The sequence below is a fragment of the Streptomyces cyslabdanicus genome (assembly GCF_052663305.1).
In genome coordinates this window covers 23,801-39,227 of the sequence record NZ_JBQRUW010000074.1, presented here as the reverse complement: position 1 = coordinate 39,227, position 15,427 = coordinate 23,801, and the positions used below count along the sequence as shown (strand labels likewise).

Below are 15,427 nucleotides of genomic sequence, written 5' to 3'. Positions count from 1 at the left end.
CGTCGGCCGTGCCAGGTCGCCGTCATCGGCTCGGGCGTCATCGGTTGCTCGGCGTTCGCGCGAGTTCCGTCTCGACGAGACGGTTCAGATGCCGGCGGGCGTCCTCCGTCGTCAGCGGGGGTGTCTGCCGCAGGTGCTGCAGGGCCAGGCCGTCGGCGAGGGCGGCGAAGCGCACCGTGACGCCGTCGAGGTCCTCGCAGGTGAACTCGCCCTCGTCGACGCCCCGTTCGATCAGATGACGGATCTGCTGGTGCCAGGCCTCGTAGCGTTGGGCCTGGCCGCGGGCAAAGGTTTCGTCGCCGCCCTGCTCCCCCGCGTTCCAGTAGTCGAACCACATGTGCCAATGCCGGTCGGTGTCCTCGGTGAACAGGGCGTCGACCATCAGCCGCAGACCCTCGGCACCGCTGGTGGCCCGCTCCGCCGCCTCGCTGAGCGCCGCGTAGTACCGCTCGATGTGCAGGATCATCGCCTCGGAGAGGATCTCCTGGACACTGCCGAAGTGGTACGTGACGGTGCCGACCGACACCCCGGCCGCGGCGGCGACGTCGCGCACCCCCACCGACGCGTAACCCCGTTCGGCGATCAGCGGGACCGCCGCCTCGACGATGAGGCGGCGGCGCACTTCGGTGGGCTGACGGGTGCGGTCCGCGGCGGCGACGGCACGGCGCGGGCTCTTCGCCGCCGTCATCCCGACGTCCTCGGCGTGGTGTGGTGCCATGCGCGTGTGGCCACTGTCTCTCCGTTCGCCCGTGCTTCGATGCGGCTGTCCATGACGAAGTCCGCGGCCGTGACCCGCAGCTCCGTGCGCGCCATGATCTCAGCGTCCCAGTCGTCCCCGCGACGCAACCGGATGTGCCACTCGGAGACGGCCCGTGCGGACAGCGGGTCGTCGTGACGGATGCGGTACGTCTCGCGCGCGCTCTCCTCGTAGCGCAGTCCGTCCGGGTACGTGCGCGATCCCCCGTAGTTGGGGTCGACCTCCAGGGTCCACTCCCCGTTCGCCACGTCGTGCGTGACCAGCCGCTCGGGGCGCGGCTCGGCGGGGGCGTCGTAGGTCACCGGCAGCGGTGGCGCCTGCTCGGGCTCCTCGAAGCGGATCTCCGGCTCGTCCCCGGGCTCGCGCACGGGCAGCAACAGGGCGCTGTCGGCGGGGAGGACGGTCAGTTCGCCGCGTTCGCCGTGCGGCCAGACCCACGGCCAGTACGCGTCGGAGACGGCGACCCGGATGCGGTGGCCGGGCGGGAAGGCGTAGCCGATACCGGTCAGCTCGAACTCGACGTCCTCGTACGTGCCCGGCGTCCACTCGGCCACCCGGTCCCGTCCGTGCCTGCTGAGCAGGTTGAGCACCCCTCGGGTCACGAGCGTCGACGAGCCGTCGGGCGCGACGTCGCAGAGGCGGGCGATCACGTTGGCGCGCGGGGTCGCGCTGTCGAGCCGCAGCCTCAGCCGCGGACGGCCGAGTATCTCGACCCGCTCCTGGAGCACCTCCGAGTCGAAGCAGACGGACCGTCCGTCCTCCTCTCGCTGGTCGGGCGGCAGGTCGCTCGCGTTGCCGAAGGGGAAGAAGCGGCCGGCGTCCACGCCGGTGTGCTGCGGGGAGCGTACGACAACGGGGCCGGGGCCGCTGTCCGTGCCCAGCGGGCGCTCGCTCCAGGCGATCGTCCGCGACGGCCGGTCCGTGTCCCCCACCCAGCGGCCGGGCATGACGTCGTACGAAGTGGCGGGCGGGACCGGGTCGTTGACCCAGGCCCTCAGCAGGGGCTCCGCCATGACACCGGTGTCCTCGTCCTTCAGCCAGTGGTCCCACCAGCGGAGGGTCTCCTGGAGGAAGCCGATCGCGGGGCCGGGCGGCAGTCCGCGATCGGGGTACTGGTGGGACCAGGGACCGACGATGCCGCGGACGCGGTCGGTCGGCAGGTGCTCGACGAGCCGCAGCACGGTGTCGCGGTACGGGTCGTGCCAGCCGCCCACCGCCAGCACCGCCGCCCGCACGGCCCCGTAGTCCTCGCACACGCTCCCGTGCCGCCAGTAGGCGTCCCGCTGCTGGTGGTCCAGCCAGGTGTGCAGGAAGGGTTCGAGGGAGCCGAGGCGTTCGCGCCACATCGGCAGCCAGCGGTCGTCCCCGACGACCTGCGGGTCCGGCGGTCGTGAGGCGAAGGCGAGCATGGTGCCGGCCCAGGCGAGCATGTCGATGCCGAGGACGGCGCCGCCGGTGTAGTGGACGTCGTTGTCGTAGCGGTCGTCGGTCGAGCAGACGGTGACGATCGCCTTGAGGGGTTCGGGGGCGAGGGCCGCGATCTGCAGGGAGTTGAAACCGCCCCAGGAGATGCCGAACATGCCGACCCGGCCGGTGCACCAGGGCTGTGCGGCGAGCCAGTTGACCACGTCGACGCCGTCCGCCAGCTCCCGCGCGTCGTACTCGTCGCCGGGCGTGCCCTCGCTGTCGCCGTGGCCTCGGATGTCGACGCGGACGGAGGCGTAGCCGTGGCCCGCGTACCAGGGGTGGCGCTGGGCGTCACGGGGCGCGGTCCAGTCACTCTTGCGGTAGGGCAGGTATTCGAGCAGCGCGGGGACGGGGTCCGCCTCCGCGTCGGCGGGGCGCCAGATGCGGGCGTGCAGACGGGTGCTTCCGTCGCCCACCGGGATCCAGACGTCCTCGCGCACGACCTGGCGCTCGAACTGCTCGCGGTACCTCACGCGGCTCCTTCCGTGGTCGCCGTGCGCTCCGTCGGCACGGGTCCGTCCGTCGTCACCGGGCGCCAGCGGCGCACCCGGTGACCGTGTCCGTGGTCTGTCCAGACGTTGTCCGGTTCGGCGGCGTCCGCCCAGTGGGCGACGCCCGCGGCGAGCGGCTGTGCGTCCGGGTCGGGCTCGAGGGCGGCTGCCATCAGCTGTCTGGTGTAGGGGTGGCCGGGCTCCGTGAACACGGCCTCCGTCGGGCCTTCCTCCACCACGACTCCGTGCCGCAGGACGACCACCCGGTCCGCGATGCCGCGGACGACGGCCAGGTCGTGGCTGATGAACAGGCAGGCAAGGTCGCGCTCGCGGCGCAGGTCGTCCAGCAGCCGCAGGACGTCGGCCTGGACGGACACGTCGAGGGCGGTGGTGATCTCGTCGGCGATCAGCACGTCCGGTCCGCCCGCGAGCGCGCGGGCGATGCCGATGCGCTGGCGCTGGCCGCCCGAGAGCTGGGCGGGCAGCCGGTCGGCCAGGGCGGGGTCGAGCCGTACGTCGGAGATCAGTTCACGGGCGCGGGCCGCGGCCTCGGTACGCCCCGGGACCGTGCCGAAGAAGCGCAGCGGCCGGCGGACGGCGTCGCCGACCGAGCGGCGCGGGTTGAGGGAGGTGTCGGCGTTCTGGAAGACGAGCTGGACGCGGCGCCGCAGATCGAGGGGGCGTCTGCCCGCCGGGCGCGCGAGGTCGCCGCTCTCGTGGGTCATCGTTCCGCCGGAGGGGGTGCGCAGCCCGGCGAGCGTCCAGGCGAGTGTGGACTTGCCGCTGCCCGACTCCCCGACCAGGGCGAGGACTTCGCCACGCCGGACGTCGAAGGAGACACCGTGCACCGCCCGGGAGGAGCCGTAGTCGATCGTCACGTCCCGCGCGCAGACGGCGACCTCGGCCTCGGGGGACAGCGCCGCCCTGGGCCTGATCTCCCGCTCCCCCGTCTCCCCCACCAGGGCGAGACCCGCGTCGTCCAGGCGCGGCACGCTCGCCAGCAACCTTCTGGTGTACGGGTCCTGGGGCGCGGTGAAGAGCCGTCGGGTCGGCGCCGACTCCACGATCCGGCCCGCGCGCAGCACGGTCACCTCGTCGGCCATGTGCGCGACCACGCCGAGGTCGTGGCTCACCAGCACGGCGGCCAGGCCGAGTTCGTCGCGCAGCGCGCCGATCAGGTCGAGGACGCTGCGCTGGGTGACGACGTCCAGGCCGGTCGTGGGCTCGTCCAGGACGAGGACCTTGGGGCGGGCGGCCATGGCCATGGCGATGGCGACGCGCTGCTGCTGACCGCCGGAGAGTTCGTGCGGGTAGCGGCGGGCGAGTTCGGCCGGGCGGGGCAGCCGGACCTGTTCGAGCAGGTCGTGGACCGGGACGTCGCCGCCCGCCTCCTCGATCTGCCGTCCGATGCGCATGGAGGGTGTCAGCGCGTGGCCGGCGTTCTGCGCGACCATGGCGACGGTGCCGCCGCGCAGCCGCCTGAGCTCCCGTGCGGGAAGGGCGAAGACGTCCTTGCCGTCCACGTGCACCGAGCCGCCCGTGATCCGCGACCCGTGCCGCAGATGGCCGAGCAGCGCGGCCGCGACGGTCGACTTGCCGCTGCCGGACTCGCCGACGAGGGCGAGCGTGTGTCCCTCGGCGACCTCCCAGGACACCTCGTGCACGACGGGTACGTCCCGGCCGCCCGAACGATAGGAGACGGAAAGGGAGTTCACGGAAACGATCGAGGTCATCAGGAGCCCTCCCTGATCCGGTCCACGCCCCACGCCTTGGACAGGCCGTCGGCCGCGAGGTTGAGTCCGACCACCAGCGTGGCCAGGGCGATGATGGGCGCGAGGCTCGCCATCGGGACGACGGTGATGGCGGTGCGGTTCTCGGCGACCATCAGGCCCCAGTCGGGGGTGGGCGGGTCGGCGCCGAAGCCGAGGAAGGACAGCGAGGAGATGAGCAGGACGACCCAGGAGGCCCGCATGGCGAACTCCACGCACACCACGTCGGTGATGTTGGGCAGGATCTCCCGCCGCAGGATCGACCAGGTCCCCTCGCCCCGGGCACGGGCCGCGGTCACATAGTCGGCGGGGACGACGGCGAGCGCCGCACCCCGCACCACCCGGACGACCTGGGGCACGTACACCACGGCGATCGCGAGGACGATGACCGCCGGGCCCGTGCCCAGCGCCGTCACGATGACGAGCAGCGCGAGGATCGACGGCACGGACAGCACCGCGTCGAGCACGCGGCCCAGGACGTCGTCGAACCAGCCTCCGCGCAGTGCGGCCGCGCATCCGACGACGGTGCCCAGCGCGACGGTCAGGACGGTCGCGGCCACCGAGACGCCGAGTGCGTAGCGGCCGCCGTACAGGACGCGGGCGAGGACGTCGCGCCCGTACTGGTCCGTGCCCGCCCAGTGCGCCCAGCTCGGGCCGAGCAGCGCGTGCGAGGCATCGCCCGCGACGGGGTCGTACGAGGTGAGGAGCGGGGCGAGCAGAGCGATCAGCACATGCACGGCGACGATCGTCAGGCCGGCGAGGGCCGTGCGCGAGGAGCGCAGCGTGCGCCAGGCGCGGGCCACCCGCGTCGCGGAGGCGGCCGGCGCGGCCACCGGCGCGGTGTCGAGCGTGGTCATCGGGTCCTCCCTCCGGTACGGAGCTTGGGGTTGAGGGCCATGGCGCCGAGGTCGGCTGCGAGGTTGCAGACGACGTAGACGACGGCGCTGATCAGTGCGATGGCCTGGATGACGGGCAGGTCGCGGTTCTGCACCGAGGAGAGCATCAGCTTGCCGATGCCCGGATAGTTGAAGACGTTCTCGACGACCGCGACGCCTCCGGCGAGCCAGGCGACGTTCAGCGCGATCACATGCAGCGTCGGCAGCAGGGCGCCGGGCAGGGCGTGCCGGGTGACGACCCGCCAGGTGGACAGGCCCTTGAGCCGGGCCGTGGTGACGTATTCGCTCGCCATCACGTCGATGACGGACGTACGGGTCATGCGCACGATGTAGGCGGCCATGACCACGGCGAGCGCGAGCGCCGGGAGCCAGACGGCGGGCAGCAGTTGGCCTACGCTCGCCTCGGGGCCGTACAGAACGACGGCGGGGAACCACGGCAGCGCGATCGAGAAGCAGAGCACCAGCACGGTGGCGACCACGAACTCGGGGACGCTCATGCCGACCAGGCTGACGGTCGAGATCAGGTGGTCGGGCCAGCGGTCCCGGTACAGGCCCGCGAGGATGCCGAGCACGATCGACCCGGTGACGGCGAAGAGCACCGTGACCAGGGCGATGAGCGCCGAGTTGCCGAGGTACGCGGCGACCTCGCCGCCGACGGGCCGGCCGGAGACGAGGGAGGTGCCGAAGTCTCCGTGCAGCGCCCCGCGCATCCAGTGCGCGTACCGCTCCCAGGCGGGCTGGTCGAGTCCGAGCTTTCCGCGCAGGGCGGCGACGGCGTCCGGGGTGGCGTCCTTGCCGAGGATCTGGGTGGCGACGTCGCCGGGCAGGGCCTGGACGGCGAGGAAGACGATCACGGAGGACAGGACGAGCGTGCCGACGGCCGACCCCACGCGACGGGCGACGAACGAGAGCATGGTCAGGCTCCCTTCAGGCCGATGCCGAGGTAGTCGAACTCGAAGCCGTGCTCGTCGTAGCCGCGCACCTGGCGGGAGATGCCGACGAGCCGGTCGGCGAACATCGGGGTCATCGCCCCGCCCCTCTCGATCACCATCGTCTGCGCCTCGCCGTACAGGTCGTGGCGCAACGCGTCGTCGGTCTCGCGTCTGGCCCGGTCGAGGAGCGCGTCGAAGTCCTTGTCGGACCAGGCGGTCTCGTTGTAGGAGGAGCCGCTGCGGAAGATCTGGGTGAAGAGCTGGTCGACGGGCCGGCCGGTGAACCAGTAGGTGGCCATGAGGGGCTTCTTCATCCAGATCTGCGTGTAGTACGAGTCCGCGGACGCGGTCTTGACCCGGACGCGGATGCCGGCCCGCGCGGCCGAGTCCCGGTAGGCGAGGGCCATGGGCGTGAACAGCGGGTCGTACGCGGAGGTGTAGAGATCGACCGCGAGTCCCTCGTGACCCGCCTGCTTCAGCAGATGCCGCGCCTTCTCCGGATCGTGCGCGGGATGCGCGGAGATGTGGACCGGGTCGGAGGGCGGCACCGGGTTGTCCCAGCCGGCGCTGCCCGCGCCCTGCAGTGCCACCTTCACCACGTGCTCGGGGTCGTAGGCGAGCTTCATCGCCTGCCGCACGCGGACGTCGGTGAAGGGCTTCTCCGTGGTCAGCATCGGGAGCACGTACCACTGGGCGTCCTTCACCCGGGCGACGGTGGCCCGGTCGGAGGCGGCGACCACTCGGGCGGTCGCGAAGTCGAGGTTGGTCTGGGAGAGCAGGTCGACCTGGCCCGCCAGCAGGGCGTTCGAGCGGGCCGACATGTCGGCGACCGAGTAGAAGGCGATGGCGTCGAGGACGGGGCGGCCCGCCCAGTGGTCCTGGTACGCGGTGATGCGCCCTGGTCCCGCCGGCGCGAACGACTCCAGCTTGAAGGGGCCCGTGCCGATGCCCGTGCGCCCGATGGACTTCGCGCTGCCGTCGGGGACGACGTAGCAGTTGTAGTGCGTCAGCAGGCTCGGGAACTCCGCGTTCGGGGTCTTCAGCGGGACCACGAGCGTGTGGGGGTCCGGGGTGCGCAGCGTCTCGGGGTCGATGAGCGGGGCGAGGACCGCGGCCTGCGGGGACGCCGTCGCCTTGTCCAGGATGTGGCGCAGGGTGTAGGCCGCGTCGGCGGCGGTGAAGGCGCGCCCGTCGTGGAACGTGACGCCCTTGCGGAGGCGGAAGGTCCAGGTGGCGGCCTTGTCGTCGGGCTCCCAGGACTCGGCGAGGTCGGGGGCGAGCGTGCCGTCCGCGCCGATCCGCACGAGCCGGTTGTAGAGGGCGCCCAGGTATTCGTAGGCCGACAGGGAACTGGCCGGATCCAGCGTCTCGGCATCGGATGCGGGCGGCCGGGCGATCCGCAGCGTGCCGCCGCGGGCGGGCGCGCCCTGGTGCGCGGCGGTGGGCAGGACGGGGGTGGACGCGGCCCCCGAACAGCCGGTCAGCAGCCAGGACGCGCCCAGGGACGCGACGCCCGCGGCGAGGACCGACCGCCGTCCAGGGTGATGGGTGTCGGGCATGAACCGACCGTCCTTCTCGCTATTCGTTCGGCGGAACGATTGAGTGAAGTGCGTGAACGATAACGAGTGGACAGTTTCACGCCAACCCTTGGAGTGCGGAAATTTACTTCGGAGACTCAGTCGTTACGCATCCCCGGGCCGCCGCGCAGCAGCGTGCGCAGCGGCCCGGCCGGTACATACGAGGACAGGGCCGCCCGACGGCGGCCCTGTCCTCGGCTCGGTTCCCTGTGCGCTCAGCCCGCGAAGCGGGCCATCCACGCCTCGACCTCGTCCGCCGACCTCGGCAGGCCCGCCGACAGGTTCTCGTGGCCGTCGGCGGTGACGAGCAGGTCGTCCTCGATGCGTACGCCGATGCCGCGCCATTCCTCAGGCACGGTCAGATCGTCCGGCTGGAAGTACAGGCCGGGCTCGACGGTGAGCACCATGCCCGGCTCCAGTACGCCGTCGACGTACTCCTCGGTCCGTGCCTGCGCGCAGTCGTGGACGTCCAGGCCGAGCATGTGACCCGTACCGGCCATCGTGAATCGGCGCTGGAGGCCCAGCTCGTACGCGCGGTCGGCAGGCCCTTCGATGAAACCCCACTCGACCAGCCGTGCCGCCAGGGAACGCTGGGCCGCCTCGTGGAAGTCCCGATACGCGGCGCCCGGCTTGACGGCCGCCATGCCCGCCTCCTGGGCCTCGTACACCGCGTCGTAGACCCGGCGCTGGACGGGGGTGAAGGTGCCGCTGATCGGCAGAGTGCGCGTGACGTCGGCGGTGTACAGGGTGCGCGACTCCACGCCCGCGTCGAGCAGGAGCAGCTCCCCGGGGCGCACCGGTCCGTCGTTGTCGGTCCAGTGCATGATCGTGGCGTGGTCGCCCGCGGCGCAGATCGTGCCATAGCCGACGGCGTTGCCCTCCAGGCGAGCGCGACGGAAGAAGGTGCCCTCGATCCACCGCTCGGACGACGCGATCGCCCGCGACAGCTCACCGACGACGTCCGTGAATCCGCGCACCGTGGAGTCCACGGCCGAGCGGACCTCCTTGATCTCCCACTCGTCCTTCACGACGCGCAGATCGCTGAGGGCCTCTTCCAGCTCCGCGTCGCGTTCCGCGTCGGTGGTGACGGCGGCCTCCAGGGACGGGTCGACACCGCGGACGACGCGGGTCGGTGTGCCTGCGGCGGCCGCCAGCTCGCCGGCCGCCGTGCGGACGTCCCGGCACGCCAGGCCGAGCACGCGCTCCGCCTCGGCGAGGGAGCGGCGCCGGCCCATCCACAGCTCTGCTGTGGCACCGGTCCAGAACTCGTTGTCGTCCCTGCTGTCCCGCGGAAGTTGGTAGCAGTAGGCGTCGTGGCCGCCGTCCGCACGGGGTTCGAGGACAAGGGCGCCGTCCCGGGCCTGGTCGCCGGTCATGTGCACATAGCCCGAGTACGGCCGGAACGGGTAGGTGTCGTCGTTCGAACGGACCTTGAGGTTCCCCGAGGGGATCACGAGCCGTTCGCCCGGGAAGCGCGCGGAGAGCGCGGCCCGGCGCGCCGCCGCGTACGGGGCCTGCTCATCGAGCGTCAGCTCGCGCCTCTCGGTGTCCGCCCACCCCGTCCGCATCAACGCGGACAGTTCCTCGGAGATCCCTGAGTACACGCCGTTCTTGCGGCCTTCCGCCACTGCGTCCGCCTTCCTGGGGGTCGAGCGCCGCCGCGTGCCGACGGCTCGGCGACGTTATCCCGCGGTGCCCCCGTATGGCGCCCAGTGGTGCCACTGGCACAGATCGGCCACACCTGGCCGGCCGCGGCCGTCGATAATGCGGTTCATGACGAACGCGAGTCTCGGCGACGCACTGCGGCTCCTGGGCATCGGTCACGTGGCGACCCAGGTCTATCTCACCCTGCTGGAACTGGCTCCTGCGCCGATGAGCGAGATCGCCGCCGCGGCCGGCCTGGACGGTCCGGGCCTGGCCACCGCGTACGGCGAACTCGTCGACGCCGGCCTCGCCGGTGCCGCCGAGAGGGACGAGGACGTGGTGGCGCCGGTGGTTCCGGCGGCCGGGCTCGAGATCCTCGCCCGGCGCCGGGCGGCGGAGGTCGAGAAATCCCGCATCGCGGTCGCGGGCGCCTTCGACGCGTTCCGGCGCCGGCGGCTCGCGGCCCCCGACGACCACCTCGTCGAGATCGTCACCGGCGACGCCGTCGGCCCGAGGATGCGGCAGGCCTGGGCCAGCGCCCGCGACCAGATCCGGCAGTTCGAGTCGCCCCCCTACTTCCCTGTGGCGGGTGCCGTCGACGACGCCCTGGCCACGCTGGCCCGCGGGGTCACACAACGCGTCGTGTACTCCCGCGAGTCGCTGGAACGCCCGGACCACCTCAGACAAGTCGTCGAACCGTGTGTCAACGCCGGTGAGCAGGCCAGAGTGCTGCCGTCCGTCCCCGTCAAACTCCTGATCATCGACGAGGCGTACGCCCTGGTGTCCCTGTCGATCAAAGAGGCCGACGTGCACAACACCATGCTGGTCGTGCAGCCGTGCGGTCTGCTCTCCGCCCTGATCGCGCTGTTCGAGCAGTCGTGGCAGCACGCTCTGCCCTTCCACGGCGACACGACCCGCCCGGGCGGTCTGCACCCCGCCGACCGTCGTCTGCTGTGGCTCCTGGCCGGCGGCACGAGCGACGACGTCGTCGCCCGCGAGCTGGGAATCAGCCGCCGCACGCTGTTCCGCCGTCTGCAGGTCCTGATGGCCCGGCTGGGCGCCACGAACCGCTTCCAGCTGGCCCTGCAGGCCCAGCGCAACGGATGGTTGTGACGGCCGGCCCCGGCCCGAGCCCACGCGGACCACCTGTTCGCGGCGACAGAAGCCGTCACGCGGACGGGAACGCAGTCTCCGGCGGGGCGGGAAGCGTCCGTCCCAGGCGGGCGAGTGGGGACAGGGCCATCAGCGCCGGCGACAGCAGCATGCCCGCGGCTGTCGCCAGGAGGGTGGTGCGTGTCCCCCACACGTCCGCGAGGAAGCCGCCGAGCAGCGAGCCGAGCGGGGTCAGGCCCATGCCGACAAAGGTGATCGTCGCGGCCGCGCGGCCTTGCATCCCGGCCGGAGTGACGGTCTGCCGGACGGCCATGACCGTGACGTTCACCAGTTGGCTGAAGGTCCCGAAGACGAAGTTGACCGTGAGGAGCGCGGGAATCGTCACCGCAGCAGTGCCGCGCAGTGCGGGCACGAGCAGGAACACGCCGTCGCCGAGTACTGCCGCGGACACGAGCACAGCGCCGTGTCCGAAACGGCTCGGTAGGCGGGCGGCCAGCAGCGAGCCCAGGAGCGCGCCCGGTCCCGTCGCCGCGAGGGCCAGCCCCACGGCGGTGCCCGACAGGTGCAGGTCCCGTGGCAGGAACAGCAGATAGACGGTCATCACCGCCGCGAAGAAGAACTGGAAGGCAGCCGAGGCGAGACACACAGTCCGCAGCGAGGTGTCGCCGACGACATGGCGGACGCCTTCGTGGATCCGCCGCCAGACCCGAGGAGGACGTTCCGAGCATGGCGAGGCCTGCGAGCGTTCCGGGACGGATTCGCCGTGACCGATCCGTCGGATCGACAGGAACGACAGCGCGAAGAACGCCGCGCCGGAGGCGACGGCGATCGGCGCCGACAGCACGGACACCAGGGCACCGCCGAGGGCGGGGCCGCCGATCTGCGCGGCGGACCGACTGCCCTCGAGCGCACTGTTGCCCCGCACCAACTGATCCTGCCTCACCAGCCGTACGAGGGACGCCTGGTAGGCCACGTCGAAGAACACGGACAGAGCCCCGACGGCGAAGGCAACCACAAGCAGCGCCGGCAGGCCGAGCGCGCCGAGGAGGCCGGCCACCGCGGCGGCGCCCAGTGCCAGGGCCCGACCGGCGTCCGTCAGCACCATCAGCGTGCGGGTCCGCCACCTGTCCACCCACGCGCCGGCGAAGAGCGACAGCAGCAGGATCGGCGCCTGTCCCACCGCGCGCAGGGCACCCAACTGCCCGGCACCGGCGTTGAGCGTCAGGACGGCGAAGAGCGGCAGAACCACCAGACTTGTATGTTCGCCCAGTTGGGAGGCCGTCTGGCCCACCCAGAGCCTGCGGAAGTCGCCGTCCCGCCACAGGCTCGACGGAACAGGCCGACCGGAATCGGATACAGCGGAGGAAGAGGACGGCACGGGGATCCCTCGAATGACCGAAGACGAGACCCGCCAACAGGCGCCATCAGGCGCACAACAGGTGCGCCTGCCAGGTCAGGCAGCGGGAAAGGAAGGCTCGCTGTGCCGCGCGTCAAGGGCAGCACGCGATGACAGGCCGCTCACGGCCTCGAACGTCAACGCGTGCTCGGACGACCGACCATGTCTTCGCTCCTCGTGAGTCACTCGCTGCGCGAATGCTGGCTCGCACTCGGCAGGGCGCGGGCCCGTGGGGCCTCGCCGTTCAGGTGGTGTGCGGCCAGGCGCGCAGCAGGGCGGCGATCTCCTTGGCAGTGCAGCCGGGATCCCTGAGCAGGTCGCGCAGGGCGATGGCGTCCTCACGGGTGGGCTTGACCGCGATGCCGGAGGCCTCCAGGTACATCACGCCCGTCGCGGCGGCCACGGCCATGTTGGAGCGCTCCAGCCAGCGGCAGCGGCCGAGTATGTGCACGAGGGCGGCGGCACGGGCGTAGGGGCCGTCGTAGACGGGCTGCTCGAGCAGTTCGGCGCGGTGGCAGGCGACCGCGGCCACGGGCACCCCGTAGTCGTCGGGGGCAGGGTCTCCTGCCCCTGCGAGTTCGGCGACCTGCAGGATCCAGGGGACGTCGACGTGCAGTTCCATTACGCGGCGTGTGCTCCCCGGTGGTGACGATCGGCCTCTTCCGCCTCGTCGAAGAGACTCTGGTGCTCGTCGAGGAAGCGCCGCGCGGCATCCAGGCCCCGCTGCCGCAGCCCGCTGGTGTCCTCCTGCACAAGGCCGGCGATGTAGTCACCGAGGCTGAGGCCGCGGTCCCTCGCGCGCGCTTCGGCCAGTTCCTTGATCTTCTCATCGACGCGTACGCCCAGCTGTGTCTTCGCCACGGTCCGATGATAACAGCTGTTACCAGACTGGCGCCGTCGAATGGCTGCGTCTCGGTCAGGTGTGGGCCGGGGCGGGTCGCAGGGCGAGCAGGGCGGCGTCGTCGGTGCTGTCGGCGGCCAGTCCACGGAGCAGTTCGTCGCAGAAGATGTCCAGGGGTTCGCGGGACAGCGCGGCGGTGTGCTGGCGCAGCCGGGCGAACCCGCGGTCGAGGGATTCGGCACGGCGCTCGATCAGTCCGTCGGTGTACAGCAGCACGGTCGAGTACGGCGGCAGCTCGTCGACGGCGGTGGGGCGCTGGTGACCGGGGTCGAGGCCGATGAGCAGTCCCGATCCGGTCTCCAGATAGCGGGTGTCGCCGTCGGAGGTGGTCAGCAGCGGTGGCAGGTGTCCGGCGCAGGAGTGATGCAGGCCCCAGGGGCCGTTCTCCGCACGGGGGGCTTTGACGAGGGCGTAGATGCACGTGGCGGTCGCCTCGTGCTGCAGCGTGTGGCTGGCGATGTCCAGGCGGCGCAGGACCTCGCCGGGAGGCTCCTGTCGGTCCACGGCGATTCCGCGCAGCATGTTGCGCAGGGCGCTCATGTCGATGGCCGCTTGCAGGTCGTGGCCGGTGACGTCGCCGATCACCAGGGCGGTGTCCCCCTGCGGCAGGACGAAGGCGTCGTACCAGTCGCCGCCCACCTGTGCGACGGCCTGCGCGGAGGCGTAGCGGGCGGCGATCCGAAGGTCGGGTATGTGCGGCAGCTCGGGCAGCAGGGCGCGCTGGAACCGCTCGGCGATGCGCCTGGTCTGCTGGTACAGCCGGGCGTTGTCCACTTGCACCGCCAGGCCCCGGACGAGGTCCTCGATGAGCGGGAGATCCTCCTCGGTGAACGGATGGTCGGGGTCGGTGCGAGCCACGGTCAAGGCGCCGAGGACCTCCCGTCGGGCCCGTAGCGGGGTGACGACGGCGCTGTGCGCGGCCAGCTGCTCGAACAGTTCCAGCTGCCGCGCGTGCAGCGGGTTCACCGCCCGCTCCGGCGGGGACATGTCGGCGATCAGCAGCGGACCCGCCCCGCGCAGTACGCGCGGCAGCGGCCCGCCCGCATCCTGCGGCACCGCCGGAAGCGGCCCTTCGTAGCCGCCCGGAGCCAGCGCCTCAGGTGTGCGGTGGACGACGACGGCCCGCTCCAGCCGTCCGCATTCGTCGAGCAGGTCGACCACGCACCAGTCGCCCAGCCGTCCGGTCAGCACGCGGCACGCCCGCCGCAGCCCGTCCAGCAGGTTCAGCGTGCTGGCCAGTGCCGCCTCCGCGTCGGCCAGCAACGTCAGACGGTCCAGCCGCGCCTTGCCGTCCTCGTCCTTGCTCATGTCCTACGTCTTCCCCGCCCTCGGCCTGCCACGACAGGAAGCCGTCCCCGGGCGCGAGCACGCTGGTGACCTCGGTGACGGTCTCCGAGGACGGAATGAAGCAGCGCGGACCCATGCGAGCCGGGTTGCGCAGGGTGAGGGGGCGATCCGGTCCCGGTCGGCCCCGCGTTCTGTCTCCACCGCGACAGGACATCCCCTCGGTGAACCCTGTCGTTCGGCCATTGGGATGACAGGGGCACCAAGATCTTGGTGGGGTGACGGTATGACGACACTGCCGCACCGCGTCCTCGGGGCTCTTGAAGAGTTCAATGCCGCCCACCCCTGGGACCACAACGCCCACTACCACCCCTGGATCCTGCGGCACCTCCCCCGCCGCTTCGACAGCGCCCTGGACGTCGGCTCCGGCAGCGGCGACCTGGCCAGGCTCTTGGCCAGGCGCGCAAGCACGGTGCACGGCATCGACTCCGATCCGGGGATCGTCGCCCAGGCACGCGCGCTGACGCCTCCGGCATCTCCTGTCACCTTCACCACCGCGGACGCGCTGACCGGGATCCCGGCTGACTCCTACGACGTCATCACGTGCGTCGCCGCGATCCACCATCTGCCGTTCACCGATGCTCTCACCGTCTTCCGCCGGCACCTGGCGCCCGGAGGAACCCTCGTGGTTCTTGGGCTGTCGCGTCCGACGACCCCAGGCGACCACCTGCTCGGAGCCGCAGCCATCCCCCTCAACGCCGCCACGGGATGGCTCAAGAACAGCGGCCGCACGGCACCTCGTCCCGTCTCGATGACAGCCTTGACCCGACCAGCGGAAATGAGCTTTCCCGACATCGTCCGCGAGGCCCGTTCGATCCTGCCCGGGGCACGACTCCGCCGTCGGCTGTTCTGGCGCTACACGCTCGTATGGAATCGCCGTTGATCGCCTCCCCGGTGCCCGAAGTACAGGGCGTGACGGACACCTGGTGGCGGGGCAGGGACTCGCTCGTCGCCCTGTACCGACGCGAGGCCGTGGGCCTCGGCGCCCCTCAATGCCTTGAAGCTCATGTCTACGGCAGCCTCGACGAGTGGGGCCTCCGCGGCGGCTGACTCGCAGGTGCGCCGGAACGGAGCACCTACCAGGCCGGACGAGCCAACTATCGCGCACAGTCACAGTGGTCGGGGTCGCGACCAGCGCGG

General features: G+C 71.7%; 14 protein-coding genes. 3 read left to right on the top strand and 11 right to left on the bottom strand.

The features are described from left to right. Positions 1–37: 37 nt before the first annotated feature. The 7 genes from ACTYVM_RS35235 to ACTYVM_RS35205 all read right to left on the bottom strand — a co-directional run bounded on the left by ACTYVM_RS35235 (position 38) and on the right by ACTYVM_RS35205 (position 9,517). Positions 38–718 (bottom strand): TetR/AcrR family transcriptional regulator, encoded by a 681-nt coding sequence (locus tag ACTYVM_RS35235; protein ID WP_445529855.1) that lies wholly within the window; start codon positions 716–718, stop codon positions 38–40. Continuing rightward, entirely contained in the window at positions 685–2,697 is a 2,013-nt protein-coding gene (locus ACTYVM_RS35230; RefSeq protein ID WP_445529854.1) for a CocE/NonD family hydrolase, read from the bottom strand. Before ACTYVM_RS35230 ends, ACTYVM_RS35235 begins: the two co-directional genes overlap by 34 nt. Then, positions 2,694–4,448, bottom strand: coding sequence for a dipeptide ABC transporter ATP-binding protein (locus tag ACTYVM_RS35225; protein WP_445529853.1), 1,755 nt, complete (start codon positions 4,446–4,448; stop codon positions 2,694–2,696). The genes ACTYVM_RS35230 and ACTYVM_RS35225 overlap by 4 nt, the downstream gene beginning before the upstream one ends. Next, positions 4,448–5,341 carry an ABC transporter permease gene (locus ACTYVM_RS35220; RefSeq protein WP_445529852.1) on the bottom strand — a complete coding sequence of 298 codons (894 nt, stop codon included), beginning with the start codon at positions 5,339–5,341 and terminating at the stop codon, positions 4,448–4,450. Before ACTYVM_RS35220 ends, ACTYVM_RS35225 begins: the two co-directional genes overlap by 1 nt. After that, positions 5,338–6,294, bottom strand: a complete 957-nt coding sequence (locus ACTYVM_RS35215; RefSeq protein WP_445529851.1) for an ABC transporter permease — start codon at positions 6,292–6,294, stop codon at positions 5,338–5,340. The genes ACTYVM_RS35220 and ACTYVM_RS35215 overlap by 4 nt, the downstream gene beginning before the upstream one ends. A 2-nt stretch (positions 6,295–6,296) precedes the next feature. Continuing rightward, entirely contained in the window at positions 6,297–7,871 is a 1,575-nt protein-coding gene (locus ACTYVM_RS35210; RefSeq protein WP_445529850.1) for an ABC transporter substrate-binding protein, read from the bottom strand. Positions 7,872–8,104: 233 nt separating this feature from the next. Next, positions 8,105–9,517, bottom strand: coding sequence for an aminopeptidase P family protein (locus ACTYVM_RS35205; protein WP_445529849.1), 1,413 nt, complete (start codon positions 9,515–9,517; stop codon positions 8,105–8,107). Between the two features lie 145 nt (positions 9,518–9,662). On the opposite strand from ACTYVM_RS35205, the gene ACTYVM_RS35200 reads away from it, so the two are divergent. Next, positions 9,663–10,646, top strand: coding sequence for a LuxR family transcriptional regulator (locus ACTYVM_RS35200; protein ID WP_445529848.1), 984 nt, complete (start codon positions 9,663–9,665; stop codon positions 10,644–10,646). Between the two features lie 55 nt (positions 10,647–10,701). Here ACTYVM_RS35200 and ACTYVM_RS35195 read toward each other — a convergent pair whose 3' ends face one another. From ACTYVM_RS35195 to ACTYVM_RS35180, 4 genes are all read right to left on the bottom strand, one after another. Next, complete coding sequence (locus tag ACTYVM_RS35195; RefSeq protein WP_445529847.1) at positions 10,702–12,024, bottom strand: MFS transporter; 1,323 nt, start codon at positions 12,022–12,024, stop codon at positions 10,702–10,704. A 262-nt stretch (positions 12,025–12,286) separates the two neighbouring features. Next, a complete protein-coding gene (locus ACTYVM_RS35190) occupies positions 12,287–12,664 on the bottom strand; it encodes a fic family toxin-antitoxin system, toxin component (protein ID WP_445529846.1) in 378 nt (125 codons plus the stop codon). Continuing rightward, positions 12,664–12,903 carry a hypothetical protein gene (locus ACTYVM_RS35185; protein ID WP_400036762.1) on the bottom strand — a complete coding sequence of 80 codons (240 nt, stop codon included), beginning with the start codon at positions 12,901–12,903 and terminating at the stop codon, positions 12,664–12,666. The genes ACTYVM_RS35190 and ACTYVM_RS35185 overlap by 1 nt, the downstream gene beginning before the upstream one ends. 55 nt (positions 12,904–12,958) lie before the next feature. Then, positions 12,959–14,251, bottom strand: a complete 1,293-nt coding sequence (locus ACTYVM_RS35180; RefSeq protein ID WP_445529845.1) for a PP2C family protein-serine/threonine phosphatase — start codon at positions 14,249–14,251, stop codon at positions 12,959–12,961. A gap of 262 nt (positions 14,252–14,513) precedes the next feature. Between ACTYVM_RS35180 and ACTYVM_RS35175 the strand changes: the two genes are divergently transcribed. Together ACTYVM_RS35175 and ACTYVM_RS35170 are read left to right on the top strand one after the other, a co-directional pair. After that, positions 14,514–15,170 (top strand): class I SAM-dependent methyltransferase, encoded by a 657-nt coding sequence (locus ACTYVM_RS35175; protein WP_445529844.1) that lies wholly within the window; start codon positions 14,514–14,516, stop codon positions 15,168–15,170. Continuing rightward, positions 15,167–15,337, top strand: coding sequence for a hypothetical protein (locus tag ACTYVM_RS35170; RefSeq protein ID WP_445529878.1), 171 nt, complete (start codon positions 15,167–15,169; stop codon positions 15,335–15,337). The genes ACTYVM_RS35175 and ACTYVM_RS35170 overlap by 4 nt, the downstream gene beginning before the upstream one ends. Positions 15,338–15,427 lie beyond the last annotated feature (90 nt).